At 32.6% G+C, this 22,841-nt stretch carries 36 protein-coding genes and 1 pseudogene; 30 read left to right on the top strand and 7 right to left on the bottom strand.

Features of this window, described 5'->3' with window-relative positions:
- Positions 1-2: 2 nt before the first annotated feature.
- Genes ACZ5VL_RS03370 through ACZ5VL_RS03340 form a run of 7 tightly spaced genes read right to left on the bottom strand, consistent with a single transcriptional unit; the run spans position 3 to position 4,710 of the window.
- Positions 3-848 (bottom strand): polyprenyl synthetase family protein, encoded by an 846-nt coding sequence (locus ACZ5VL_RS03370; RefSeq protein WP_464199893.1) that lies wholly within the window; start codon positions 846-848, stop codon positions 3-5.
- Entirely contained in the window at positions 845-1,972 is a 1,128-nt protein-coding gene (locus ACZ5VL_RS03365; protein ID WP_464199891.1) for a DUF7488 domain-containing protein, read from the bottom strand. Before ACZ5VL_RS03365 ends, ACZ5VL_RS03370 begins: the two co-directional genes overlap by 4 nt.
- A complete protein-coding gene (locus ACZ5VL_RS03360; RefSeq protein WP_464199889.1) occupies positions 1,973-2,284 on the bottom strand; it encodes a YbaB/EbfC family nucleoid-associated protein in 312 nt (103 codons plus the stop codon).
- A gap of 3 nt (positions 2,285-2,287) precedes the next feature.
- Positions 2,288-2,620, bottom strand: a complete 333-nt coding sequence (gene panD, locus ACZ5VL_RS03355) for an aspartate 1-decarboxylase (protein WP_464200248.1) — start codon at positions 2,618-2,620, stop codon at positions 2,288-2,290.
- 18 nt (positions 2,621-2,638) lie between these two features.
- Positions 2,639-3,922, bottom strand: a complete 1,284-nt coding sequence (locus tag ACZ5VL_RS03350) for a UDP-N-acetylmuramoyl-L-alanyl-D-glutamate--2,6-diaminopimelate ligase (protein WP_464199887.1) — start codon at positions 3,920-3,922, stop codon at positions 2,639-2,641.
- The gene (locus ACZ5VL_RS03345; RefSeq protein WP_464199885.1) at positions 3,906-4,454 is read right to left on the bottom strand and encodes a histidine kinase; all 549 of its coding nucleotides are present in this window, start codon (positions 4,452-4,454) and stop codon (positions 3,906-3,908) included. The genes ACZ5VL_RS03350 and ACZ5VL_RS03345 overlap by 17 nt, the downstream gene beginning before the upstream one ends.
- Complete coding sequence (locus ACZ5VL_RS03340) at positions 4,444-4,710, bottom strand: NifU family protein (RefSeq protein WP_464199883.1); 267 nt, start codon at positions 4,708-4,710, stop codon at positions 4,444-4,446. Before ACZ5VL_RS03340 ends, ACZ5VL_RS03345 begins: the two co-directional genes overlap by 11 nt.
- 294 nt (positions 4,711-5,004) lie before the next feature.
- On the opposite strand from ACZ5VL_RS03340, the gene rpsJ reads away from it, so the two are divergent.
- The 30 genes and pseudogenes from rpsJ (at position 5,005) to nuoH (ending at position 22,833) form a co-directional block, all read left to right on the top strand.
- Positions 5,005-5,316, top strand: a complete 312-nt coding sequence (gene rpsJ / locus ACZ5VL_RS03335) for a 30S ribosomal protein S10 (protein WP_033917195.1) — start codon at positions 5,005-5,007, stop codon at positions 5,314-5,316.
- Positions 5,317-5,333: 17 nt separating this feature from the next.
- Positions 5,334-5,912 (top strand): 50S ribosomal protein L3, encoded by a 579-nt coding sequence (gene rplC, locus ACZ5VL_RS03330; protein ID WP_464199879.1) that lies wholly within the window; start codon positions 5,334-5,336, stop codon positions 5,910-5,912.
- Positions 5,909-6,559 (top strand): 50S ribosomal protein L4, encoded by a 651-nt coding sequence (rplD, locus tag ACZ5VL_RS03325; protein WP_464199877.1) that lies wholly within the window; start codon positions 5,909-5,911, stop codon positions 6,557-6,559. Before rplC ends, rplD begins: the two co-directional genes overlap by 4 nt.
- A 1-nt stretch (position 6,560) precedes the next feature.
- The gene (locus ACZ5VL_RS03320; RefSeq protein WP_089183234.1) at positions 6,561-6,842 is read left to right on the top strand and encodes a 50S ribosomal protein L23; all 282 of its coding nucleotides are present in this window, start codon (positions 6,561-6,563) and stop codon (positions 6,840-6,842) included.
- Between the two features lie 2 nt (positions 6,843-6,844).
- Positions 6,845-7,675 carry a 50S ribosomal protein L2 gene (gene rplB / locus ACZ5VL_RS03315; RefSeq protein ID WP_464199873.1) on the top strand — a complete coding sequence of 277 codons (831 nt, stop codon included), beginning with the start codon at positions 6,845-6,847 and terminating at the stop codon, positions 7,673-7,675.
- 1 nt (position 7,676) lies between these two features.
- The gene (gene rpsS, locus ACZ5VL_RS03310) at positions 7,677-7,958 is read left to right on the top strand and encodes a 30S ribosomal protein S19 (protein ID WP_464199871.1); all 282 of its coding nucleotides are present in this window, start codon (positions 7,677-7,679) and stop codon (positions 7,956-7,958) included.
- Between the two features lie 9 nt (positions 7,959-7,967).
- Positions 7,968-8,297 (top strand): annotated as a pseudogene (gene rplV / locus ACZ5VL_RS03305) (50S ribosomal protein L22); the annotation flags it as partial.
- Positions 8,298-8,301: 4 nt separating this feature from the next.
- A complete protein-coding gene (gene rpsC / locus ACZ5VL_RS03300; RefSeq protein ID WP_464199869.1) occupies positions 8,302-9,000 on the top strand; it encodes a 30S ribosomal protein S3 in 699 nt (232 codons plus the stop codon).
- Positions 9,001-9,002: 2 nt separating this feature from the next.
- Positions 9,003-9,428, top strand: a complete 426-nt coding sequence (gene rplP / locus ACZ5VL_RS03295) for a 50S ribosomal protein L16 (protein WP_464199867.1) — start codon at positions 9,003-9,005, stop codon at positions 9,426-9,428.
- Positions 9,415-9,600: a 50S ribosomal protein L29 gene (gene rpmC, locus ACZ5VL_RS03290; RefSeq protein ID WP_464199865.1), complete on the top strand. Its 186-nt coding sequence runs from the start codon at positions 9,415-9,417 to the stop codon at positions 9,598-9,600. The genes rplP and rpmC overlap by 14 nt, the downstream gene beginning before the upstream one ends.
- A 10-nt stretch (positions 9,601-9,610) precedes the next feature.
- A complete protein-coding gene (gene rpsQ, locus ACZ5VL_RS03285) occupies positions 9,611-9,862 on the top strand; it encodes a 30S ribosomal protein S17 (protein WP_464199863.1) in 252 nt (83 codons plus the stop codon).
- Complete coding sequence (gene rplN / locus ACZ5VL_RS03280) at positions 9,862-10,230, top strand: 50S ribosomal protein L14 (protein ID WP_464199861.1); 369 nt, start codon at positions 9,862-9,864, stop codon at positions 10,228-10,230. Before rpsQ ends, rplN begins: the two co-directional genes overlap by 1 nt.
- Positions 10,227-10,460 (top strand): 50S ribosomal protein L24, encoded by a 234-nt coding sequence (gene rplX / locus ACZ5VL_RS03275; protein WP_464200246.1) that lies wholly within the window; start codon positions 10,227-10,229, stop codon positions 10,458-10,460. Before rplN ends, rplX begins: the two co-directional genes overlap by 4 nt.
- Before the next feature lie 5 nt (positions 10,461-10,465).
- Positions 10,466-11,011: a 50S ribosomal protein L5 gene (gene rplE, locus ACZ5VL_RS03270; RefSeq protein ID WP_464199860.1), complete on the top strand. Its 546-nt coding sequence runs from the start codon at positions 10,466-10,468 to the stop codon at positions 11,009-11,011.
- 1 nt (position 11,012) lies between these two features.
- Positions 11,013-11,198, top strand: coding sequence for a type Z 30S ribosomal protein S14 (locus ACZ5VL_RS03265; protein ID WP_464199858.1), 186 nt, complete (start codon positions 11,013-11,015; stop codon positions 11,196-11,198).
- A 9-nt stretch (positions 11,199-11,207) separates the two neighbouring features.
- Positions 11,208-11,603 (top strand): 30S ribosomal protein S8, encoded by a 396-nt coding sequence (rpsH, locus tag ACZ5VL_RS03260; RefSeq protein ID WP_464199856.1) that lies wholly within the window; start codon positions 11,208-11,210, stop codon positions 11,601-11,603.
- A gap of 99 nt (positions 11,604-11,702) precedes the next feature.
- Positions 11,703-12,239, top strand: coding sequence for a 50S ribosomal protein L6 (gene rplF, locus ACZ5VL_RS03255; protein ID WP_464199854.1), 537 nt, complete (start codon positions 11,703-11,705; stop codon positions 12,237-12,239).
- A gap of 9 nt (positions 12,240-12,248) precedes the next feature.
- A complete protein-coding gene (rplR, locus tag ACZ5VL_RS03250; RefSeq protein WP_464199852.1) occupies positions 12,249-12,605 on the top strand; it encodes a 50S ribosomal protein L18 in 357 nt (118 codons plus the stop codon).
- A gap of 11 nt (positions 12,606-12,616) precedes the next feature.
- Complete coding sequence (gene rpsE / locus ACZ5VL_RS03245; protein ID WP_464199850.1) at positions 12,617-13,060, top strand: 30S ribosomal protein S5; 444 nt, start codon at positions 12,617-12,619, stop codon at positions 13,058-13,060.
- Between the two features lie 11 nt (positions 13,061-13,071).
- Positions 13,072-13,473, top strand: a complete 402-nt coding sequence (gene rplO, locus ACZ5VL_RS03240) for a 50S ribosomal protein L15 (RefSeq protein WP_464199848.1) — start codon at positions 13,072-13,074, stop codon at positions 13,471-13,473.
- Positions 13,473-14,738, top strand: a complete 1,266-nt coding sequence (secY, locus tag ACZ5VL_RS03235; protein ID WP_464199846.1) for a preprotein translocase subunit SecY — start codon at positions 13,473-13,475, stop codon at positions 14,736-14,738. The genes rplO and secY overlap by 1 nt, the downstream gene beginning before the upstream one ends.
- The gene (map, locus tag ACZ5VL_RS03230) at positions 14,738-15,496 is read left to right on the top strand and encodes a type I methionyl aminopeptidase (RefSeq protein ID WP_464199844.1); all 759 of its coding nucleotides are present in this window, start codon (positions 14,738-14,740) and stop codon (positions 15,494-15,496) included. Before secY ends, map begins: the two co-directional genes overlap by 1 nt.
- 168 nt (positions 15,497-15,664) lie before the next feature.
- On the top strand, positions 15,665-16,054 hold the full coding sequence (locus ACZ5VL_RS03225; RefSeq protein ID WP_464199842.1) for an NAD(P)H-quinone oxidoreductase subunit 3: 390 nt from the start codon (positions 15,665-15,667) through the stop codon (positions 16,052-16,054).
- On the top strand, positions 16,036-16,545 hold the full coding sequence (locus tag ACZ5VL_RS03220) for a NuoB/complex I 20 kDa subunit family protein (RefSeq protein WP_464199840.1): 510 nt from the start codon (positions 16,036-16,038) through the stop codon (positions 16,543-16,545). The genes ACZ5VL_RS03225 and ACZ5VL_RS03220 overlap by 19 nt, the downstream gene beginning before the upstream one ends.
- Positions 16,545-17,333, top strand: a complete 789-nt coding sequence (locus ACZ5VL_RS03215; RefSeq protein WP_464199838.1) for an NADH-quinone oxidoreductase subunit C — start codon at positions 16,545-16,547, stop codon at positions 17,331-17,333. The genes ACZ5VL_RS03220 and ACZ5VL_RS03215 overlap by 1 nt, the downstream gene beginning before the upstream one ends.
- Positions 17,334-17,335: 2 nt before the next feature.
- The gene (gene nuoD, locus ACZ5VL_RS03210; protein ID WP_464199836.1) at positions 17,336-18,562 is read left to right on the top strand and encodes an NADH dehydrogenase (quinone) subunit D; all 1,227 of its coding nucleotides are present in this window, start codon (positions 17,336-17,338) and stop codon (positions 18,560-18,562) included.
- Positions 18,559-18,783, top strand: coding sequence for an NADH-ubiquinone oxidoreductase subunit E family protein (locus ACZ5VL_RS03205; protein WP_464199835.1), 225 nt, complete (start codon positions 18,559-18,561; stop codon positions 18,781-18,783). Before nuoD ends, ACZ5VL_RS03205 begins: the two co-directional genes overlap by 4 nt.
- Position 18,784: 1 nt before the next feature.
- On the top strand, positions 18,785-19,486 hold the full coding sequence (locus ACZ5VL_RS03200; protein WP_464199834.1) for a hypothetical protein: 702 nt from the start codon (positions 18,785-18,787) through the stop codon (positions 19,484-19,486).
- A gap of 4 nt (positions 19,487-19,490) precedes the next feature.
- The gene (locus ACZ5VL_RS03195; protein ID WP_464200244.1) at positions 19,491-21,845 is read left to right on the top strand and encodes an NADH-quinone oxidoreductase subunit G; all 2,355 of its coding nucleotides are present in this window, start codon (positions 19,491-19,493) and stop codon (positions 21,843-21,845) included.
- The gene (nuoH, locus tag ACZ5VL_RS03190; protein WP_464199832.1) at positions 21,838-22,833 is read left to right on the top strand and encodes an NADH-quinone oxidoreductase subunit NuoH; all 996 of its coding nucleotides are present in this window, start codon (positions 21,838-21,840) and stop codon (positions 22,831-22,833) included. The genes ACZ5VL_RS03195 and nuoH overlap by 8 nt, the downstream gene beginning before the upstream one ends.
- The last annotated feature ends 8 nt before the right edge of the window (positions 22,834-22,841 follow it).

The following is a 22,841-nucleotide window of genomic DNA, read 5'->3' as shown; positions in this document are numbered from 1 at the left end:
CATTATCCTTTTAAATATTTGTTTATTAAATTTTTTATCATCTCTTGAAACTTATCATCAAATTTAGAAATTTGAGTGTAAATTTCATCTATGAGAGAATTCTTTGTATTTATAGCACCATCTAAGCCAAGCAGATTTGTAAATGAGTTTTTGTGAATATCGTTATTTGTAGGTTTTCCTGCTTCATCACTTGAGTTTGTTGCATCTATAATATCATCTTGAATTTGAAATACAAGCCCTAGTTTTAATCCTATATCATAAATTTCTTTTGTATCATTAAAACCACTTATAATTGCACCCATTTCAAGAGAAGATGCTATTAAAGCACCGGTTTTATGAGTGTGTAAAAACTTAAGCTCATCTATGCTTAAATGCTTATCTTCAAAGAAACAATCAATGGCTTGACCTAAAACCATACCGTAAATTCCGGCATTTTTTGATAAGCTTTGAATACAACGTATTTTTATTTTATCATCTAAATTTGCATTTGAGAGCACAAAAAAAGCATGAGTATTTAATGCGTCACCTGCCAAAATAGCTGTAGTTTCATCATAGGTTGTATGTAGAGTCGCTACGCCTCTTCTAAATGGTGCATTATCCATAGCAGGCAAATCATCGTGAATTAATGAGTAAGTATGAATCATCTCAAGGCCTAAAGCAACATCCATAGCATTTTCTAAAAATTCTGGCTTATAAATTTCAACCATGCCAAGTAAAAGTTGCGCTCTAAAATGCTTTCCACCAGCCTTTAGCATAATTTTAAGAGAGTCATTAAAATGAGGATGAAAGCTTTTTATATCTGGTAGATTGTTATCCAAATGTATTGTAAAACGCTTTAATAAACTCATCTTTTTACTCTTATGAAAAATTGAAAATCATTCCTTGAAACAAGGAAATAATATACATTTCTATCAGCTTTTGATAAAAAATCATTAACCGCATTTAGGTTTTTAAAATTTTGCTGGTCTATTTGAACTATCTTATCTCCTGATTTAAATCCATCATTTTGTGCCTTGGAATTAGCTCTAACTGACCTTACGCTAAGATTATTATTTAAAGTTAAGCCATAATTTTTCAAAAACTCTAAACCAAGATTTACTGGTTTTGGTTTAGGCGCTGGTTGTTGCTTTCGTAGTGATTTAGCTTGTGGTTTTGTTTGATTTAAATCAAACATAGATATAAGAGTTTGCTTTGCGTTATCTTTTGATTCTTCTTTTTGTCCAGAAATTTTGATATCAAATTTGATTTTTTCACCATCTCTTAAAACTTCAATTGTAATTGTAGAGTCTTTGTCTGTAAAAAGTATAAGTTCGTTTAGTTCTCTAAGTGATTTTGGTTTTATATCATTTACACTTAAAACTTCATCACCTTTTAAGAGCATTTTGCCTTTGCCAAAAGGGTTTACTTCACTAACTACAAATTTATCTTCGCCAATTTTTTCAAATTTAACACCTATGTCGCCATAAAAAACTTCACTTGATTTAACAAAATGTTCCAAATATCTTGAGCCAATAAATTTATCTTTGCCAACTGTTATGCCTACAACTTGACAACAAGGTGCTGATAAAATACCAGTTTTATTTGCATCAAAACTAAGTGTGTCTAATGTTCCAAGATTTTCACCAAGTTCTTTTATATGACCCATTTGCGTATTGTTATATTCTAAAACTCCAACCCATTTGCTTTTATCAAGCTGTCTTTCGTCACCAAGTTTGGCTGGGCTTAGCGCAGTATCGCTTGCAACTAAGTAAAGCTGTAAATACGGATCAAATTTTAAATACTCTTTTGGAGCTTTTTCTAGACTACGCGGAACTGCAATGAGATTTGGTTTAAGAACTATACCAAACATTCCATCTATGTAAACACCAGAATCTTTTAGCTTTTCATAGCAAACATTAAAATCATCTTGCGTAGGTCTAGCCTCGCCAAATGATAAGCTAATACACACAACTAATAATAAAAGCTTTTTCATTTATCCTCCAAACCCGCCAAGTCCCCCAAGCATTTTACTGGCAAGTTGTTTTTTGTTATCTTCAACCATTTTCATGACATCATTTATCGCTGAGATGATGAGAATTTGCATACTTTCTTTGTCTTCAAGTAGACTATCATCTATGCTTAGATCTATTATCTCGCCCTTGCCATTTGCGCTAACACTTACTAAGCCACCACCACTTTTTGCTCCAAATGTTAGATTTTCATTCTCTTTTTCAAATTCTTGTGCTTTTTTTTGAGCTTCATTTATGATATCACCCATTTTAGAAAAATCAAAACCTTCAAACATAATCTAGCCTTTTATCTCGTTATTTTCGTTTACATGAACTATTTTTGGTTTAAATGTCTTTGCATCTTCGTAATCCATGCTTCCATAAGCTATAATTATAACTAAATCATCCTTGCAAACTTTCCTTGCAGCTGCGCCGTTTAAACAAATTTCGCCTTTTTTTTCACTTTTGATTACATAGGTCGAAAATCTTTCACCGTTATTTATGTTTACAATATCAACCTTTTGATACTCAAGCAAATTTGCTTCTTTCATTAAATTTATATCTATAGATATAGAGCCAATATAGTTTAAATCAGCATCTGTAACTTTTGCTCTGTGAATTTTACTTATCATTACATCTATCTTCAAATCTTATCCTTTTAGCAAATTTAAAATAGTTTCTTTATCGCTATAATGATGTTTGACACCCTTTATTTCTTGATAGTTTTCATCGCCTTTTCCAAGCACAACTACAAGTTCGCCATGTGTTGCCATATCCATAGCCATTTTTATAGCTTTTAGTCTATCTTGTTCGCAAGTTACATTTTTGTTCATATCCATACCACCACAAATATCTTTTATGATATCAAGTGGCTCTTCAAATCGTGGGTTATCGCTAGTTACGATGCTATATTTTGCATAATGTTGGACGATTTTACCCATTAAAGGTCTTTTTGTTTTGTCTCTGTTTCCACCGGCTCCAAAAACTACGATAAGCTCGCTATCTTTTAGTGCATCTAAAACTTTTTCTATGCCATCTGGAGTGTGAGCAAAATCAACTATCACAGTTGGATTATCGCAAATTTTTTGTACTCTTCCCTCAACACCGCCAAAATTTGAAAGAGCTTTTGAAATCTCTTCGCAAGAATGATTTGTGAGCATTTTTATAGCCCCAAGTGCTGCTAGTAGGTTGTAGAGATTAAACTCGCCTTGCAAATCGCTACTTAGATCAAATTTCTCACTTCCATGCTTTAAAACAGCTTCTATCCCACCTCTTAGCGAGTAAGCTTCAACGCTAAAAGTAGCTGGTTTTTTAATAGCATAAGTTAAAGCGCTTTTTGGATTATAAGCTATATGCTCATCATCACTGTTAATGAGTTTTAGTGTCTCATCCATAAAAAAGCTACTTTTTACTCTCGCATACTCTTCCATTGTTTTATGATAATCAAGATGGTCTTGTGATAAATTTGTAAATATTTTAAGAGCGAAATTTATGCCCTCTATACGGTTTTGCGATATTGCATGAGAGCTAACTTCCATCACGAAAAACTCACATTTTTCTTTACTTGCTTGTGCTAAATAACTCAATGTTGTAAGGATTGGCATTGTAGTAAGGGATTTTTCATCTATGCGTTTATCATTTACAAAAGCACCTCTTGTCCCACAAAGCCCACATCCATAACCAAGGTCAAGAAGAGCAGAATAAACAGCGGCAGCTGTTGTGGTTTTGCCATTTGTGCCAGTTATGCCTATGATTTTTATATTTTCATCGATATTTAGAAACTTTTTAGCCTCGTTAAGTGAAATAATCTCAGCTCCATTTTTTACGGCATCATTTTCAAATTTAGCATTCATTTGTGTTTTTACAAATTTACACCCTTTTTCGCACTCATTTGAGTTATCTGTTATAAAAAAATCATCAAATTCTATCTTCACTATCATGCCTTTGTGAAATTTGTTTTATAAGTGTGTGAAGTCTTTCATCATCTGGAAAAATTTGCGCAGCACTTTCAAGGTAGGTAAGTCCAAGTTCTATGAAGCCATGTTGTATAAGACTATCTAAAAATTCAAGCAAATCCTCTTTATTGGTTATCATAACTTTGCTTGAAAACATGATATTTTCAAAAGTATTTCTAAAATCGCCACTATCTTTTACTATTTGAATAAATTCGTTATATGAAACAGCATTTTGCATCATTAAATTTGAAGCTAGTCCATCAAAATTTGATTCCAAAATTTCTATAACATTATCTAAGTCATCAATATTTTCTCTGTTTTTCATTTTATTTAAAACTATTTCAAATAGTGTATGGGCTTCATTTTTATTAGTTTTTGCTAGCTCACAAATATTTATAAGTGTAAGTATGAATTTGAAATTTTCTTTTTCATAAAGTATAGAAAAACATACTTTTGCTAGTTCGTAATTGCCGTCATGAAAAGCTTTTATTGCTATATTTTTATATTTCAAATTTTTCACCTATTGGTACATTGATAACTTGAATTTCTGGATGAATATCTATTTTTAACTGTCTTTCAACTCCATACTTTAGAGTCTGAGCGCTAGATGCACATCCATGACAAGTGCCAGTTAATCTAACATAAACTTTAGCATCTTTTATACCCAAGAGTTCCATTCCTCCACCATCATTTTGAAGCATAGGAAGTATTTTAGCTAGGCTTGTTTTTACTGGCTCTAAAAGTTCTTCATCACTAAATGGTATCATAATTTTTCCTTATTATATAAATAAAGAGCTATATAATACCAAAATTTTTCTAACATTTATATAAACAAAACCTTTTGTTATTTGCAAAAATTATAAAAACTAAATATTTTTATAGTACAAAGTTATATTATATTTTTATATTTTATTTCCTTCTTAAAAGGAAATAAAATATATAATTTTAGTTAAAAAGTACTATTTTCTTGACAATTTTTTCTTATTTATGTAATATAACAATCTTTTTTTAAATAAAAAAGGTCGCATGTTCGCGACAAGTTCTTTGTAAAAGGAAAAATCATGGAAAGAATTAGGTTAAAGCTAAAAGCTTATGACCATAGAGTTCTAGATCGCACAGTTGCAGCCATTGTAGAAGCTGTCAAAAGAACAGGTGCAGACGTTAGAGGTCCTGTACCAATGCCAACAAAAATCAAACGCTACACAGTCTTAAAATCTCCACACGTAAATAAAGATTCACGCGAGCAGTTTGAGATGAAAATTCATGCACGTATGCTTGATATTGTCGCAGCTACACCGGATACGGTTGATTCACTTACAAAGCTTGACCTTGCTCCGGAAGTAAATGTCGAAGTTCGTGCTATGGGCAAGTAAGAAAGCAAGGATAGGTTATGGAATACATTGTAGAAAAAATCGGTATGAGCCGAACAATAGGAACTATTAGCACTCCTGTTACATTGCTTAAACTTGTAAATACTAAAGTTTGTGAGTTAGCAGAGGGCGGAAAAGCACTTGTAGCTTATGCACAAGGCAAGGCAAATAACAAAGCTATAGCTGGCCAACAAAAAAAATATAATTTAACAGCAGAGTTTAATAAATTTGCAACTATTGAAGTAGCAAATAATGAAACTGGTGATTTAGATGTTTCGCCATTAGATGAGGCTAAAGTTATAAAAGTAAGTTTCAATGATAAAGGTCGTGGTTATCAAGGTGTTATAAAAAGACACGGATTTGCAGGCGGACCTAAAACTCATGGTAGTAGATTTCATAGAAGACACGGATCTATCGGTAACTGTGAATGGCCTGGTAGAGTTCAACCTGGTATGAAAATGGCTGGACATATGGGTAATAAAAAAGTAACTGTTAAAAACGAAGTAATGAGCTTTGATAAAGAAAATGGAATTCTTGTATTAAAAGGATCTGTTCCTGGATTTAATGGTGCTATGGGTAAAATAAGGATAGTAAAATGAGTAAAATAACCATTTTAGATGATAAATTTCAAAAATCAGCTGAGCAAGAGCTTCCTGCATCATATGCTGAGGTAAACCCACACAACCTATATCTTTATGTAAAATCTTATCTAGCGGCTGTTCGTGCAAACACAGCACATACAAAAGGTAGATCAGATGTAAGTGGTGGCGGTAAAAAACCATGGAGACAAAAAGGTCGTGGCGGTGCTAGAGCTGGTTCAACTAGAACAAATGTTTGGGTAGGTGGTGCTGTTGCATTTGGTCCAACAAACGATAGAAATTATAATCAAAAAATAAATAAAAAACAAAAAAGACTAGCATTAGAGTGTGCTTTAGCTCAAAAAGCTGATACAAACAGTATTTTTGCAGTTGAGAGCATTTTGGTTCCATCTGGAAAAACAAAAGATGCAACTCAAATGTTAAGTAAATTAAATGTTCGTGATGCACTTATAGTAGGCGATTTTTCAAATGAGAAAAATTTTACTGAAGGCAAAGCAGTTGAGATAGAAAATACATTTTTGGCTTATAGAAATTTACAAAATTGCTATATAGTTGATAAAAGTGAAGTAAATGCATATCTTATATCTGTTTTTGGCACAGTGATTTTTGAGAAATCAGCACTTGAATCAATAGTAAAAGAGGGCTAAGATGGCAGATATAACAGATATAAAAACAATTATTTATACAGAAAAAACTCTCTCACTTCAAGAAAATGGTGTTGTTGTTATTCAAACTTCACCAAAAATGACTAAAAATGGTCTAAAAGCTGTTTTGAAAGAGTATTTTGGGATTACGCCACTTAGAGTAAATTCCCTAAGACTTGACGGAAAAGTTAAGAAATTTAGAGGAAGAACTGGTGTTAGAAACGATATTAAGAAATTTTATGTCAAGTTGCCTGAGGGCGTAAGTCTTGAAAATATGGAGGCATAATTATGGCTATAAAATCATATAAACCTTATACTCCAAGTCGTAGATTTATGACAAGTCTTTCAAATGAAGACATCACAGCTAAAGCTAGCGTTCGCTCGCTACTTGTTAAAATTCCTGCAACAGCTGGTAGAAATCACAATGGTAGAGTAACATCTCGTCATAAAGAAGCAGGTGCTAAAAAACTTTATCGTATTATAGATTTTAAACGTCGCAAATTTGGCATAGAAGGCAAAGTTGAAGCTGTAGAATACGATCCAAATAGAAATTGTAGAATAGCACTTATTAGCTATAAAGATGGTGAAAAAAGATATATCATTAAACCAAATGGATTGAATGTAGGAGATATTATAGCTTCTGCTGAGTCTGGACTTGATATAAAACCAGGTAATGCTATGAAATTAAAAAGTATTCCAATTGGTACAATTATCCACAATATAGAGCTAAAACCTGGTAAAGGCGCTCAAATGGCAAGAAGTGCTGGTGGATATGCTCAACTTATGGGTAAAGAAGAAAAATATGTAATACTAAGACTACCAAGCGGTGAAATGAGACAAGTTTTAGCTGAATGTATGGCAACAATTGGTGTTGTTGGTAATGAGGATTGGTCAAACATAACTATAGGTAAAGCTGGTCGTAACCGTCATAGAGGAATTCGCCCTCAAACTCGTGGTTCTGCTATGAACCCAGTAGATCACCCACACGGTGGTGGTGAAGGTAAGAAAAACTCTGGTAGAAATCCTGTTACACCATGGGGTCAACCAACTAAAGGTTACAAGACAAGACGCAAAAAAGCGAGTGATAAGCTTATAATTTCAAGAAAGAAAGGAAAATAAGATGGCACGTTCACTTAAAAAAGGTCCTTTCGTAGATGATCATGTAATGAAAAAAGTTGCAACAGCAAAAAAAGCAAATGACAACAAACCTATAAAAACTTGGTCAAGACGCAGTACGATTGTTCCTGATATGATCGGACTTACATTTAATGTCCATAATGGTAAAAGTTTTATTCCTGTGTATGTAACAGAAAATCACATAGGATATAAATTAGGCGAGTTTGCTCCAACTAGAACATTTAAAGGCCATAAAGGCTCTGTTCAAAAGAAAATAGGCAAATAGGGGAGAAACATGAGTAAATCAACTATAAAATTTATTAGACTTTCTCCAACTAAAGCTAGACTTATAGCAAAACAAATTCAAGGCATGAATGCTGAGTTTGCACTAGCTACTTTAGAGTTTACACCAAATCGTGGCGCTAAATATATAGCAAATGCTATATCTTCAGCTGTTGCAAATGGTGGATTTGAACCAGAAGAAGTTGTTGTTAAAAGTTGTCGTGTCGATGCAGGCCCTGTTCTTAAAAGATTTAGACCAAGAGCAAGAGGAAGTGCGAGTCGCATTAGAAAACCAACTTCTCATATAATGGTAGAAGTAGCAAAAGCTGAAAAGAAGGAAGACTAAGATGGGACAAAAAGTTAATCCAATAGGACTAAGATTAGGAATTAACAGAAACTGGGAGTCAAGATGGTTTCCAGTAAAAGCATCTCTACCTGAGAACATTTCAGAAGATTATCAAATCAGAAAATTCCTAAAAAAAGAGCTTTATTACGCTGGTATAAGTCAAATTTTGATTGAAAGAACAGCTAAAAAACTTCGTGTTACTATAGTTGCAGCAAAACCTGGAATTATAATTGGTAAAAAAGGAAGTGATGTTGTTAAACTCGGAGATAGAGTAAAACAACTTATAAATAAAGATGTAAATATAAACATCAAAGAAGAGCATAAAGCAGGTGCCTCAGCTCAACTTGCTGCAGAAAATGTTGCTATGCAACTTGAACGCCGTGTTGCATTTAGAAGAGCAATGAAAAAAGTTATACAAAATGCACAAAAATCAGGTGCGAAAGGTATAAAAATTTCAGTATCTGGCCGTTTAGGTGGCGCAGAGATGGCAAGAACAGAGTGGTATTTGGAAGGACGTGTTCCGCTTCATACTCTAAGAGCTAGAATTGATTACGGATTTGCTGAAGCTCACACAACTTATGGAAATATAGGTATAAAAGTGTGGATATTTAAAGGTGAAGTTCTTCAAAAAGGCATTCAAGCTGAAAAAAGAGAAGAATCTGCTCCTAAAAAAACACGCAGACCTAGAAGGAGTAAATAGTCATGTTGATGCCAAAAAGAACTAAATTTCGTAAAATGATGAAAGGTCGCAACCGCGGCTATGCTACTCGTGGAACTCAACTTGCAACAGGTGATTTTGCTCTTAAAGCTGTTGAAGCTGGTAGAATCAACTCAAGACAAATTGAAGCTGCGCGTATTGCGATGACACGTTTTGTTAAAAGACAAGCAAAAATTTGGATAAGAGTATTTCCTGATAAACCAATAACCAAAAAACCTTTAGAAACTCGTATGGGTAAAGGTAAAGGTGGAGTTGAAGAGTGGGTAATGAACATTAAACCAGGTAGAATCATTTTTGAGATGACTGGTGTTGATGAAGCTACAGCAAGAGAAGCTCTAGCGCTTTCAAAAAGTAAATTACCTTTTAAAACTAAGTTCGTAAACAGGGAAAGTGAAAATGAATTATACTGAGATAAAAGATAAAAGTGTTAGCGAACTTAACACTATGTTGGTAGAAAAGAAAAAGTTGCTTTTTGTTTTAAGACAAAAGTTAAAAACTATGCAGTTAAATAACCCTAAAGAAATTAGTGTTTTGAAAAAAGAGATCGCTAGAATCAATACTGCAATCAACGCGACTAAATAAGGGGAAAAAGATGGCATTAAAAAGAGAAATTCAAGGCGTTGTAGTTCAAAAATCTGGAGATAAAACAGCTAGCGTTCTTGTTGAAAGACGCGTTATGCATCCTAGATATAGAAAATTTGTTAAGAAATTTAAAAAATATCTAATTCATGATGAAAAAAATGAGACAAAAGCTGGTGATGTAGTTGTTGCTATAGAGTGTAGGCCACTTAGCAAAACAAAATCATTTAGACTTAAATCTGTGGTTGCAAAAGGAGTAGAATAATGATTCAAAGTTTTACAAGACTTGCAGTTGCAGACAATAGTGGTGCAAAAGAACTTATGTGTATCAAAGTTTTAGGCGGTTCAAAAAGACGCTACGCAACTGTAGGCGATATAATAGTATGCTCAGTTAAGAAAGCTCTTCCAAATGGTAAAATTAAAAGAGGTCAAGTTGTAAAAGCGGTTATTGTTAGAACTAAAAAAGAGATTCAAAGAGATAATGGTTCTCTTATTAGATTTGATGAAAATGCTGCTGTTATATTAGATGCAAAAAAAGAGCCAGTTGGAACTCGTATTTTTGGTCCTATTGGTAGAGAAGTAAGATATGGTGGATTTATGAAAATAGTTTCACTAGCTCCGGAGGTTCTATAATGGCTAAATTTAAAATTAAAAAAGGCGATGAAGTTAAAATTATAGCTGGTGACGATAAAGGAAAAACTGGTAAAGTTATATCTGTTCTTCCTAAAAAAAGCCAAGTTATAGTTGAGGGCTGCAAAGTAGCTAAAAAGGCTGTTAAGCCAAGTGAAAAATTCCAAAATGGCGGTTTTATAAATAAAGAGATGCCTATGGATATTTCAAATGTAGCGAAAGTTGAAGGGTAATAGTTATGACAAGATTACAAGAAAAATATAGCTCAACAATAAAAAGCGAGTTAGCAAAAGAATTTGATATAAAAAATCCTATGCTAATCCCATCTCTTGAAAAAATTGTTATAAGCGTTGGTGTTGGCGATAGCAGTAAAGATCAAAAATTGCTTCAAAATATGGCAGATACAATATCTTTAATAGCTGGTCAAAAATCAGTTGTGACAAATGCTAAAAAATCAGTTGCTGGTTTTAAAGTTAGAGAAGGTTTTCCGGTAGGTATTAAAGTAACTCTTAGAAAAGATAGAATGTATGCTTTTTTAGATAAATTAATTAGCATAGCTCTTCCAAGAGTGAAAGATTTCCGTGGTCTTCCTAAAAATGGTTTTGATGGAAGAGGAAACTATAACTTTGGTTTGGATGAGCAACTAATGTTTCCAGAGGTTGAGTATGATAAAATTTTAAAAACTCATGGTATGAACATAGCTTTAGTTACAACAGCTAAAAACGATAAAGAGGCTTTCAAAATGCTTGAGCTTTTTGGTTTGCCTTTTGCAAAAGGAAAATAATATGGCTAAAAAATCTATGATAGCAAAAGCAGCTCGCAAACCTAAATTTCAGGTTCGTGGTTATACAAGATGCCAAATTTGTGGCAGACCACACTCTGTTTATAAAGATTTTGGCATATGCAGAGTTTGTTTAAGAAAAATGGCAAATGAGGGATTAATCCCTGGTCTTAAAAAAGCAAGTTGGTAAGGAGAAAAAATGTTAAACGATTTAATTTCAGACGGACTAACTCGCATTAGAAATGCATATATGAGAAAATTAGATACTGCTAAACTTCTTCACTCAAATGTTGTTGAGAATGTTTTGGCAATTCTAGCAGAAGAAAATTATGTTGAGAACTACAATATAGTTGAAGAAGATAAAAAGAAATTCATAAATGTAGTTTTAAAATATGATGAAAGTGGCAAACCTTCTATAAATGAAATCAAAAGAGTTTCAAAACCTGGCAGAAGAGTTTATAAAGGTAGAGATGATATAAAAAGATTTAAAAACGGTTATGGAATCAGTATTATCAGCACAAGTAAAGGTGTTTTAAGTAATAAAAAAGCACACGAAGCTGGTGTTGGTGGTGAAGTTTTATGCACTGTTTGGTAAGAAGTTGAACCGGTTATCCGGTTTTAATTCTGCTTTTTATGGTATTGTGGTATCCATTCGTAAAAGTAGACATACCCTAGACAAGTAAAAAGGAAAAAAATGTCTCGTATAGGTAAGCAACCTGTATCAATTCCAAGTGGAGTTGATGTTAGTATAAAAGATAGTGTAGTGGTATTTAAAAAAGGCAACACTACAAAAGAACTTGACACAAAAGGTCATGTAAATATCAAAGTTGAAGATGGTAAGTTGATTTTTGCATCAAAAAGTGATGAAAGACAAGATAGAGCGTATTGGGGAACTTATAGAGCTCTTGCAAATAATGTTATCATTGGTCTTACAAACGGTTTTGAGAAAAAATTAGAAATAAATGGTGTTGGATATAAAGCGGCTGTTAAAGGTAAAGTTTTAGAATTAAACTTAGGTTTTTCTCATGTAGTAAACTATAATTTACCAGAAGGTATTGAAGCTAGTGTTGAGAAAAACGTTATTACTATCAAAGGTAGTGATAAACAAGTTGTAGGTCAAGTAGCAGCACAAGTTAGAGGATTTAGACCTCCAGAACCATACAAAGGCAAAGGTGTTAAATATGCTGAAGAGCGTATTATAAGAAAAGCCGGCAAAACATCTAAAAAGTAGGGGTTTGTGATGGAAGCAAATGTATTAAAAAGAAAAATAGGCTTAAGAGCTAAAAGAAAAACAAGAATTAGATCTAAAATTTCAGGAACAAACGAATGCCCAAGAGTTTCTATTTTTAAATCAAATAGAACAGTTTATGTTCAAGCCATAGACGATGTTAAAGCCGTAACTGTTGCTAGTTGTAGTGGTAAAAAACTTGGTATAAAAGCAAATATTGAAGGTGCTAAAGCGCTCGCTAAAGAATTTGCTAGTGAGTTGAAAAAATCTAATGTAAGCAAAATTGTTTTTGATAGAAATGGTTATTTGTATCATGGTGTAATCGCTGCTTTTGGCGACGGCCTTAGAGAAAACGGCATAGAACTATAAAGAGGTTAAAGATGGAAAAGTATAATAAAGAAGAATTTAGCGAAGTAATAGTTGATATAGGTCGTGTTACAAAAGTTGTTAAAGGCGGTAGAAGATTTAGATTTACAGCTCTTGTTGTTGTAGGAAACAAAAACGGTCTTGTTGGTTTTGGTTTTGGTAAAGCAAAAGAGGTTCCAGATGCTATAAGAAAAGCCGTTGATGATGCTTTTAAAAATATTGTAAAAGTAAACATTAAAGGCACAACAATAGCGCACGATATAGAAGTAAAATATAATGCTAGTAGAATTTTACTTAAACCTGCTAGTGAGGGTACTGGTGTTATAGCTGGTGGTTCAGCTCGTCCTATTATGGAGCTTGCTGGTATTAAAGATATCCTTACAAAATCACTTGGTTCAAACAACTCAGCTAATGTTGTAAGAGCTACTATAAAAGCATTAAGTATGCTTAAAAACTAAGGAGAACTGGTATGGGATTAGAAAATTTACAAAAAGCACAAGGTTCAACTCAAAAGACTAAAAGAATTGGTCGTGGACAAGGTAGCGGCTGGGGAAAAACAGCTACAAAAGGCGGCAAAGGTCAAACAGCTAGAAAAGGTTACAACGAAAAAAGAGGTTTTGAGGGTGGTCAACAACCACTTCAAAGAAGACTTCCAAAAGTTGGATTTGTTTCTAAATTTGAAAAACCTTATGTTATTAATGTAGAAAGAATAGAAGCTATTAAAAACTTAAAAGAGATCACAATTGAAAGTATAAAAAGCGTTCATAAACTTTCAAAGAGTGTTACTAAAATAAAACTAATAGGATCAACTGCTAAAGACTTAGTATCTAAGATAAAAGACGACAATATTAGCGTTAGTGGACAAAAATAATGAATAAGTCATTGACCAACAAGATCTTGATCACGTTGGCATTTTTGTTTGCTTATAGGATACTGGCATATGTGCCAGTTCCTGGCGTTAATGCTGATGTTATCAAAGAATTTTTCGATTCAAACGCTAATAATGCCCTAGGTATGTTTAACATGTTTAGCGGAAAAGCCGCTGAAAGACTTAGTGTAATATCTCTTGGAATTATGCCTTACATTACAGCATCTATCGTTATGGAACTTCTAGCTGCAACTTTCCCAAATTTGGGCAGAATGAAAAAAGAACGTGACGGTATGCAAAAATATATGCAAATTATTCGCTATGTTACTATTGTTATAACACTTGTACAAGCAGTTGGCGTAAGTATAGGTTTAAATAGTATGCCAAGCAAAAGTGGTGCTAGTGCTATTATGATAGACAATCTTAATTTGTTTATAATAATATCTGCTATTTCTATGCTTGCTGGAACAATGCTTTTAATGTGGATAGGTGAAAGAATTACGCAAAGTGGTATAGGAAATGGTATCAGTTTAATTATCTTTGCAGGTATTGTTAGTGGTATCCCAAGAGCAATAAAAGGAACTATAGATCTTGTAAATAATGGTGCATTAAATTTCCTTGTTGTTATTGCTATACTTTTTATTATAGTACTTACAGTTGGTTTTATACTTTATGTAGAACTTGGAGAAAGACGTATTCCTATAAGTTATTCAAGAAAAGTTATTATGCAAAATCAACATAAACGTATAATGAACTATATTCCTATAAAAATAAATTTAAGTGGTGTTATTCCACCTATTTTTGCAAGTGCAATTTTAATGTTCCCTGGAACTATTTTCCAAGCAAGTACAAATCCTTACTTGCAAAAGATTAATGACTTTTTAAGTCCAAGTGGTTACACTTTTCATATTTTAACATTTCTTTTTATCATCTTTTTTGCTTATTTTTATGCATCAATTACATTTAATGCAAAAGATATCAGTGAAAATTTAAAAAGACAAGGTGGATTTATACCAGGGGTTAGACCAGGAGAGAGCACTGCTGGTTATCTTAATGAAGTAGCTAGTAGACTTACTTTAACTGGTTCTATTTATTTAGGACTAATATCAACTATGCCTTGGTTACTTGTTAAGTTTATGGGTGTTCCATTTTATTTTGGCGGAACTTCAGTTCTTATCGTAGTTCAAGTAGCACTTGATACTATGAGAAAAATAGAAGCTCAAAGATATATGAATAAATATCAAACTCTAAGTGCGGTAGGACTGTAATGGCAATTTCTTTAAAAAATGCTAAAGATTTAGAAGGTTTAAGAGTTGCAAATAAAATTGTAGCACAGACGCTTGATTATGCCGGAGAGTTTTTACAACCCGGCATGACCTTGCTTGAAATTGATAAATTAATAGATGATTTTATAACTTCAAAAGGTGCTTATCCGGCATTTAAAGGACTTTATAATTTTCCAAACGCCGCATGCCTTTCTCTAAATGAAGTTGTAATTCATGGTATTCCTGATAAAACTGTTTTAAAAGAAGGCGATATTTTAGGCGTTGATATAGGTAGCAAAATCAACGGATATTATGGTGATAGTGCTAGAACTTATCCTATAGGTAAAATTTCAAAAGAAGATGAAGAGCTTATTAACTGTTCTAAAGATGCACTTTATTTTGCTATTGATAATATTAAAGTTGGAATGCATTTCAAAGAACTAAGCTATAAAATAGAACAGTTTATTTTAAAAAGAGGTTTTGTTCCACTAAAAGGTTTTTGTGGCCATGGAATAGGCAAAAGACCGCATGAAGAACCAGAAATTCCAAACTATCTTGAAGGACATAATCCAAAATCAGGACCAAAGATAAAAAATGGTATGGTATTTTGCATAGAGCCTATGATTTGTCAAAAGGATGGCACGCCGGTTATCGGGGAAGATAAGTGGAAAGTAACAAGTAAAGATGGTCTTAGAACTAGTCATTATGAACATTGCATGGCTATAGTTAACAATAAAGTAGAAATTTTAAGTAAAATTTAGTATTTCACTTAAAATTTCTATTATATTTATCCAAAATATATACTTTAAAATTATTTTTTAAATAAGTTTTAACTCAAAACATAGTAAAGTTTTATGTTGATTAAAAATATTATATAAATAAAACTAATCAAACCAAATTATAAAGATAAAAGTTGTTTTGGGGGAAAAATGCAACATATAGTAAGTGAACATCCGTATTTTGGTGCTTTTTTCATAATGTTGCTATCTTTTTGTATATTTGGACTTGTGGTATATTTCTCTTCTATGATTGGAAAAAAATTTTCAAACTCAAATGGTCAAAAATTAAAAACAGCAATTTATGAAGCAGGTCCTGAACCTATAAAACAACCAAATCGTATCAATATAGCTTTTTATATATTTGGACTTCTTTTTATACTTTTTGATGTTGAAATCATTTTTATGTTTCCATGGGCTGTAAATTTTAGATCTTTAGGAGTATTTGGGGTTATAGAGATGAGTATGTTTTTGATATTTATCATTTTAGGTTTTACATATGCATGGAGTAAGGGAGTGTTTAAATGGCATTCCATCAAGTAGATTACACAAAAAATGGTGGCTTACCAATAGTATTGACTACTGTTGATAAGCTCATACAGTGGGGCAGAAGCAACTCGCTTTGGGCTGTGAGTTACGGCTTAGCATGTTGTGCTATAGAGATGATGGCAACTGGTGCCTCAAGATATGATTTTGATAGATTTGGAACTTTCTTTAGGGGCTCTGTTAGACAAAGTGAAGTTATGATAATAGCTGGAACACTTTGCAAAAAACATGCAAAATTTACAAAAAGAATTTACGATATGATGCCAGAGCCAAAATGGGTTATAAGCATGGGAAGTTGTGCAAACACTGGCGGTATGTTTAATACATATTCAGTTGTGCAAGGTTGTGATAGAATAATACCTGTTGATATATATGTTCCAGGATGCGCCCCTCGTCCAGAAACACTACAATTTGCTCTCATGATACTTCAAAAAAAGATTAGAAAAGAAACTCCAAGACGAGCCCAAAAACCAAAAAGGCTTATTTGATGAGACAATATACACATAAAAAAGATAGATCTACAAAAAATTACTATCAAGATAGATTTTTTAAAGCAAACGAAACTATAAAAATAGATCCACAAGAAAGTATATTTAAAGATGAAATAAATGTTCTTAAAAACTTTCATATATTAAATTCTTATGTTGAGTTTAATACGCTTTTAATTTATATAAATAGTGCTAATGTTTTAGATGTACTTGCTAGGCTAAAAGAGTTTGGTTACGAGATGTTAATGGAAATCAGCGGGATTGACTTTATAGCTCAAAAAAATGGTGTAGAAATTTTTTATGAACTTCTTAGTATATCTAAAAAAAGAAGAATAAGAGTAAAGACTTTTATTAAAGTTGATGAGATGCTTACAAGTGTCGCAAGTCTTTATAAAAGTGCAAATTGGGCTGAGAGAGAGCTTTATGATATGATGGGCGTGCTTTTTAAAGACCATCCAAATTTAAAACGCTTAATTATGCCAGATGATTGGTTTGATCATCCTTTGCGTAAATCTTACCCATTGCAAGGTGATGAAAGAGCTAGATGGTATGAGATAGATACTATATATGGAAAAGAGTTTAGAAATGTTGTAGGTGAAGAAAACAGAGATGCTGGTTTTGTAGATGAGAAAGATACGATTAATTTCTCAAAACTTTATCATGAAACTCCAAAAGGCAAACCTAGACCAACTAAACCTTATAAACAAGAGTATCAAGAAGATGATGGTGTGAATTTTGTAAAAAAAGTTAAGCGTAGTGATAGTAAAATTTTGGATAAAAGACCATAAAAATGCAAGATACCAACAGACTAAAACCATATTTTGAAAATCTTGAGTTCCAAAAAGAAAATGGTAGAATGATACTAAATTTTGGACCACAGCATCCTGCTGCTCATGGTCAACTTCAACTTGTTTTAGAGCTTGATGGAGAAAAAGTTACAAAAGCAATACCATGTGTTGGCTACATGCATAGAGGTATAGAAAAAATGGCTGAAAACATGATTTATAATGAGTTTTTGCCAGTAACTGATAGAATTGATTATGTTTCATCATCATCAAATAACTACGCATTTGTTGGAGCTGTTGAAAAACTTTGCGGAATAGAAATTCCAAGGCGTGCACAAATAATTCGTACAATTTTGCTTGAATTAAGTAGGATAAGCTCTCATTTGCTTTTTTTAGGAACACACTCTCTTGATATAGGTGCCATGACTGTATTTTTGTATACATTTAGACAAAGAGAATATATTTTAGATCTTATTGAAGATTATTGCGGGGCAAGACTTACGCACAACTCCATAAAACTTGGTGGTGTTTTTGTAGATATAAATGAGCAATGGATAGATAAAATGCTTGCATTTTGTGATAAATTTCCAAATGACATCAAAACTTATGAAAACTTACTTGAAGAAAATAGAATTTGGAAACTAAGAACAGTTGGAGTTGGAGTTATATCAAAAGAAACTGCGCTTAGTTGTGGTTGCAGTGGCGTGATGTTAAGAGCAAGTGGTGTGCAGTGGGACATAAGAAAAGAAGAACCATATCTTATATATGATGAGCTAGATTTTGATGTTCCTTATGCTACAAGCGGGGATTGCTATGCTAGATTTAAGCTTTATCTTGAAGAGATGAAACAGTGTGTAAACATCTTAAAGCAGTGTGCGACTTTATATAAACAAAGTGAACCAAAACTACTTGCTGATGCGCCAGAGTTTGTAAGTGCTTCAAAAGAGCAGATTATGACACAAAACTACTCTTTGATGCAACATTTTGTCCTTGTAACTCAAGGAATGAAACCGCCAATAGGCGAGATATATTTTCCAACAGAATCTCCTAAGGGTGAGCTAGCATTTTATATATATTCAACAGGTGAAAGTAGGCCTTATAGGTTAAAAATACGCACTCCTGCATTTTGGCACTGCGCTATATATGAAGAGATTTTACCGGGTAGTTATTTATCTGATGTTTCTGCTATAGTTAGTAGTACAAATATCATCCTAGGTGAGGTTGATAGATGAAAAGATATGATTTAAGAAATCAAAAACAAAATACATTAAATAGACTAAAAGAACTACTTGATATGATGAAAAGTGGTGAAGTTGCGATATTTATGTTTGAGATAGGGGATTTTAATATAGTTAAAAACTCAGCCCAAGTGGTAAAAGAGTTTGGCTGTGAGCTTATGAATTCACTTAAATTTAATCAAGTCGATTGGCAAATAGTAGTAAAAAAGGTATAAGATGAAAATTTTAAGTTTAGCAAATTTACTTAAGATCCAAAATGAAGATATTATAAATTCATCTAAAAATGATGAAATATTAGTTATAAGCCCGCTTTATGATGATAAGCTTGTAAATGCTAAGTTTATAAAGTGCGAGATAGGTGCTATAAATTATGTTTTAGCGCTAGTTTGTAAGTTTGCTTATGAAAAGAAAAACATCCAAAATGAGTATTTTAACGATTTAGATGATGGGCTAATAAGCGGTGAATCAAATGTTGGCGAAGAAGAGATTGAAGATATAATAGAGTTTTTAGATACATGCGATATAGTGATGATAGATGATTCGCTAAAATATCATAAAGACAGTAAAAATATAGAGACATTTTTAGCTATTTTACAAGAGCTATACTCTCTAAAGATGCTAAATTTGCATCAAGAAATTTTACATCCACAAAAGCATGACTTAACAGAGCTTATAGAACAAGATGATTTCAATGGAAGTGTTGTATTTAAGTGTATTGGCGATGAGTTTAGAGGTGGGAGTTATTTTGCAATTTCTGCTAAGATACAAGATGGCGATATGCTAAAGATACAAACTAAAAATAAAACTTATGAAAAAATATTTAAACTAGATCCAAATATAAAAGGAACTATTGGTTTTTTAGGTGTTGATAAGATAGATGATTACTGCTATGAAGTTGTAAAAATATCTAGGATGTAAAATGATAACAATTCATATAAATGATAAAATTTGCACATGCGAGGAAAATGAATACATACTTCAAGTTGCTAGAGCAAATGATATTTATATACCAACAATGTGCTACTTAAGCCAGTGTTCACCAACTTTAGCTTGCAGACTTTGTATGGGTGAGATTGATGGAAAAAGAGTTTATACATGCAATGCAAAAGCAAAAGACGGTATGGTTATTTATACAAATACTCCTGAAATTATTCAGGAGCGCAATGCCATCATGCAAACATACTGTGTAAATCATCCTTTGGAATGCGGCGTTTGTGATAAAAGTGGCGAGTGTCATTTGCAAAATTTAACTCATCATATGAAAGTTAACATTCAAAATTACGCTATACAAGATAGTTTTAAAGAGGTTCAAAACTGGGGATTTATCAGTTATGATCCAAGTTTATGTGTAGTTTGTGAAAGATGCGTTACGGTTTGTAAAGATAAAATTGGCGAAACTGTTTTAAAAACAGTTGCAAGAAATGCAGATCAAGTACCAAAAGAGTTAAAAGAAAGCATGCCAAAAGATGCTCATTTTGTTTGGAGTAAAATGCAAAAAAGTCTTATAGACAAAACTACTGATGAAAATTGCGTCGCATGTGGAGAATGTGCAGCTGTTTGTCCTGTAGGCGCACTTGTGCAAACTCATTTCAAATATACTTCAAATGCTTGGGAGCTTAGTAAAATTCCAGCATCAAATCCACATTCAAGTGATTGTGAATTGATATACTATGAAGTTAAACAAACCAATATCCAAAACAATAAACCTAAAATTTACAGAGTTAGTAATGATTATGAATTTGCAGAGATAAATGGGGGTGCTAGATTTGGTTATGATTTTGAAAACGGCGTAAACCGTAAAGATAAGATAAATTTTGAACGCATTATAGATAAAATAAAAATTGGCGAGATAAAAACTATTAAATTTAATAGTTTTATAACAAATGAAGAAGCTTTCTTGCTAAGTAAATTTAAAGAGAAATTTGGTATAAAACTTATAAATGAAGAAGCTAGAATTTATCAAAGTTTTTTACGAAATTTTTCTAAGACTAGTGGAACTACACTTTATAATGGAGATTACGAAGAACTTAGAGAAGCCGATTTTATAGTAGTTGCAGGTAGTTTTTTAAGAAGTGATAGCCCAAATACAAGTTATAAGATAAATAATTCGCTAAAGATAAATAAAGCAGGCGGAATATACTTTCATCCGCTTGGTGATAAGATTGTAGAAAATTACTCTAAAAATTTTATAACTTGTAAGCACTCTTGCGAGAAAGATAGTGAAATTTTGCTTTGGTTGCTCCAGCGTTTTTCTACAAATTTGCCAAAAAACTTGCAAGATAAGATAAGTGATGAGTTTTTAGATATAAAAGTTACAAATGAAGATTGCGATGATAGCTTTATAAAAGTTTCAAAATATGCTAATATTTTAGGATTTGACGAACAAAAAGTTTTAGATATAAGTAATAAAAAAGAAAAGCTTTTTTTGGTTATTGGCGAAGATTTTTACTATAGCAAAAACTCAAAAACTCTAGCAATACTAATAGGACTAATCCAAAAATATACACCATTTAAAATTATTTTGATACCGCCATGCACAAATTCTCTTGGAGTATCACTGCTTTGTGATTTGGATGTAAAACAAGATGGATTGGTGCTTGGATATAATGAAAAGGGTGATTTTTCATTTAGTGTGTTTGGTGGAGATTTAGATGCACCTGCGTTAAATGAACAAGAAGGCACATTTTGCAATATAGAAAAAAGAGTTGTTCCTACAAATGCTGCTTTACCATATAATGGATATGAACTAAATGATTTTGCAAAAGAGCTTGGCTTTGGGCTAGATTTTGTTATAGACTTCACACCAAAGCTTAATCAAAATAAGCATTTTCAAGATATAAAATTTGATGATTTAGAAAATTTTTATGATAATGCTGGCAAATCACACCGTGGTTACAAACTTAAAGCACAAGAGATCGAGTGTGATGATGAGGTGGATTTAGGCCAAATATGTGATGAAAAACTTGATGAAACGGTAATTTATAGGGCAAATCCTATCCATCAGTTTAGTAAATTTACAAACCGAGCTACTTTACTTAATGAAAGTGCAAGTTTGTATGTAAGTAGTGAGTTTTTGGCTAAGCATAATTTAGATGAAAAAAGTGTTGTCATCATACAAAAAGATGATATAAAACTTGCTATAAAAGTTAGTTTAGATAGAAATTTAACTGGAGAAATAGCTTATCTTCCTACTTTTGATACAAAAATACCAGTTGAGCAAATTTTTACCCAAAGATTTACATCCATAAAACTAAATAAAGGTGATAGCGATGAGTGATACCGCTTTTATGATACTTGAAGTAGTTGTGAAATCTTTGGTTATTTTAGCTATTATCGCTTCGCTTGGCGGACTTGCTACATACGCAGAGAGAAAAGTTTTAGCATATATGCAAAGAAGAATAGGGCCAACAATGGTCGGACCTGGCGGGATTTTGCAAATAGTTGCTGATATGATAAAGCTTTTTTGCAAAGAAGATATAATCCCTAGAAATTCAAATAGGCTCATCTTTAAGCTAGCACCACTTATCACAGTAACTGCTGCATTTTCTGCACTTGCTGCTATACCTTTTTTACCAGAGTTTACGCTTTTTGGCTACACAATAAGGCCAATTTTAGCAGATGTTGGAGTTGGAGTTTTATATGTTGTTGGGTGCATGGGGATTTGTGTTTATGGAACTTTGCTTGCCGGACTTGCAAGCTATAACAAATTTGCTCTCATATCTTCAGCTAGAGCTGTGGTGCAACTTCTTTCATTTGAAGCCATAAACTCACTTGCACTTCTTGCTGTTATTATGCTAGTTGGTTCACTTTCTTTAGTGGATATTAACAATGCCCAAAGTGGCTCTATATTTAAATGGTTTATCTTCAAGCAACCACTTGCCTTTGTTTTATATTATATAGCCACATTCGTTGAATCAAATAGAACCCCATTTTGTCTTACGGAAAATGAAACAGAGCTTATTGCTGGAAACTCAACTGAGTATAGTGGTATGAGATTTGGGATATTTTTCATAGGAGAATATGCAAACATGATAACATCTTCCATACTTTTGTCTCTTGTTTTTATGGGTGGATTTAATTCTCTTTGGATAATTCCTGGCTGGATTATGATGTTTTTTAAAACAGGAATGTTTTTCTTTGTATTTTTGTGGGCAAGAGCAACTTTTCCACATCTTAGGCCAGATCAAGTTATGGGACTTTGCTGGAAAGTTTGTCTTCCACTTGCGCTTTTAAATATCTTTATAACAGCTCTTGTGGTTATTTAGGAGTAATA

This window comes from Campylobacter sp. GTC17093 (assembly GCF_055397635.1).
The sequence above is the reverse complement of the archived record's forward strand: the minus strand, read 5'-3'. Positions and strand labels throughout refer to the sequence as shown.

Bases quoted from the DNA above. Each gene is read 5' to 3' on its own strand.
- ACZ5VL_RS03370 (WP_464199893.1), bottom strand. From the start codon at position 848: ATGAGTTTATTAAAGCGTTTTACAATACATTTGGATAACAATCTACCA.
- ACZ5VL_RS03365 (WP_464199891.1), bottom strand. From the start codon at position 1,972: ATGAAAAAGCTTTTATTATTAGTTGTGTGTATTAGCTTATCATTTGGC.
- ACZ5VL_RS03360 (WP_464199889.1), bottom strand. From the start codon at position 2,284: ATGTTTGAAGGTTTTGATTTTTCTAAAATGGGTGATATCATAAATGAA.
- panD (WP_464200248.1), bottom strand. From the start codon at position 2,620: ATGATAAGTAAAATTCACAGAGCAAAAGTTACAGATGCTGATTTAAAC.
- ACZ5VL_RS03340 (WP_464199883.1), bottom strand. From the start codon at position 4,710: ATGATACCATTTAGTGATGAAGAACTTTTAGAGCCAGTAAAAACAAGC.
- rpsJ (WP_033917195.1), top strand. From the start codon at position 5,005: ATGGAAAGAATTAGGTTAAAGCTAAAAGCTTATGACCATAGAGTTCTA.
- rplC (WP_464199879.1), top strand. From the start codon at position 5,334: ATGGAATACATTGTAGAAAAAATCGGTATGAGCCGAACAATAGGAACT.
- rplD (WP_464199877.1), top strand. From the start codon at position 5,909: ATGAGTAAAATAACCATTTTAGATGATAAATTTCAAAAATCAGCTGAG.
- ACZ5VL_RS03320 (WP_089183234.1), top strand. From the start codon at position 6,561: ATGGCAGATATAACAGATATAAAAACAATTATTTATACAGAAAAAACT.
- rplB (WP_464199873.1), top strand. From the start codon at position 6,845: ATGGCTATAAAATCATATAAACCTTATACTCCAAGTCGTAGATTTATG.
- rpsS (WP_464199871.1), top strand. From the start codon at position 7,677: ATGGCACGTTCACTTAAAAAAGGTCCTTTCGTAGATGATCATGTAATG.
- rpsC (WP_464199869.1), top strand. From the start codon at position 8,302: ATGGGACAAAAAGTTAATCCAATAGGACTAAGATTAGGAATTAACAGA.
- rplP (WP_464199867.1), top strand. From the start codon at position 9,003: ATGTTGATGCCAAAAAGAACTAAATTTCGTAAAATGATGAAAGGTCGC.
- rpmC (WP_464199865.1), top strand. From the start codon at position 9,415: ATGAATTATACTGAGATAAAAGATAAAAGTGTTAGCGAACTTAACACT.
- rpsQ (WP_464199863.1), top strand. From the start codon at position 9,611: ATGGCATTAAAAAGAGAAATTCAAGGCGTTGTAGTTCAAAAATCTGGA.
- rplN (WP_464199861.1), top strand. From the start codon at position 9,862: ATGATTCAAAGTTTTACAAGACTTGCAGTTGCAGACAATAGTGGTGCA.
- rplE (WP_464199860.1), top strand. From the start codon at position 10,466: ATGACAAGATTACAAGAAAAATATAGCTCAACAATAAAAAGCGAGTTA.
- ACZ5VL_RS03265 (WP_464199858.1), top strand. From the start codon at position 11,013: ATGGCTAAAAAATCTATGATAGCAAAAGCAGCTCGCAAACCTAAATTT.
- rpsH (WP_464199856.1), top strand. From the start codon at position 11,208: ATGTTAAACGATTTAATTTCAGACGGACTAACTCGCATTAGAAATGCA.
- rplF (WP_464199854.1), top strand. From the start codon at position 11,703: ATGTCTCGTATAGGTAAGCAACCTGTATCAATTCCAAGTGGAGTTGAT.
- rplR (WP_464199852.1), top strand. From the start codon at position 12,249: ATGGAAGCAAATGTATTAAAAAGAAAAATAGGCTTAAGAGCTAAAAGA.
- rpsE (WP_464199850.1), top strand. From the start codon at position 12,617: ATGGAAAAGTATAATAAAGAAGAATTTAGCGAAGTAATAGTTGATATA.
- rplO (WP_464199848.1), top strand. From the start codon at position 13,072: ATGGGATTAGAAAATTTACAAAAAGCACAAGGTTCAACTCAAAAGACT.
- secY (WP_464199846.1), top strand. From the start codon at position 13,473: ATGAATAAGTCATTGACCAACAAGATCTTGATCACGTTGGCATTTTTG.
- map (WP_464199844.1), top strand. From the start codon at position 14,738: ATGGCAATTTCTTTAAAAAATGCTAAAGATTTAGAAGGTTTAAGAGTT.
- ACZ5VL_RS03225 (WP_464199842.1), top strand. From the start codon at position 15,665: ATGCAACATATAGTAAGTGAACATCCGTATTTTGGTGCTTTTTTCATA.
- ACZ5VL_RS03220 (WP_464199840.1), top strand. From the start codon at position 16,036: ATGGCATTCCATCAAGTAGATTACACAAAAAATGGTGGCTTACCAATA.
- ACZ5VL_RS03215 (WP_464199838.1), top strand. From the start codon at position 16,545: ATGAGACAATATACACATAAAAAAGATAGATCTACAAAAAATTACTAT.
- nuoD (WP_464199836.1), top strand. From the start codon at position 17,336: ATGCAAGATACCAACAGACTAAAACCATATTTTGAAAATCTTGAGTTC.
- ACZ5VL_RS03205 (WP_464199835.1), top strand. From the start codon at position 18,559: ATGAAAAGATATGATTTAAGAAATCAAAAACAAAATACATTAAATAGA.
- ACZ5VL_RS03200 (WP_464199834.1), top strand. From the start codon at position 18,785: ATGAAAATTTTAAGTTTAGCAAATTTACTTAAGATCCAAAATGAAGAT.
- nuoH (WP_464199832.1), top strand. From the start codon at position 21,838: ATGAGTGATACCGCTTTTATGATACTTGAAGTAGTTGTGAAATCTTTG.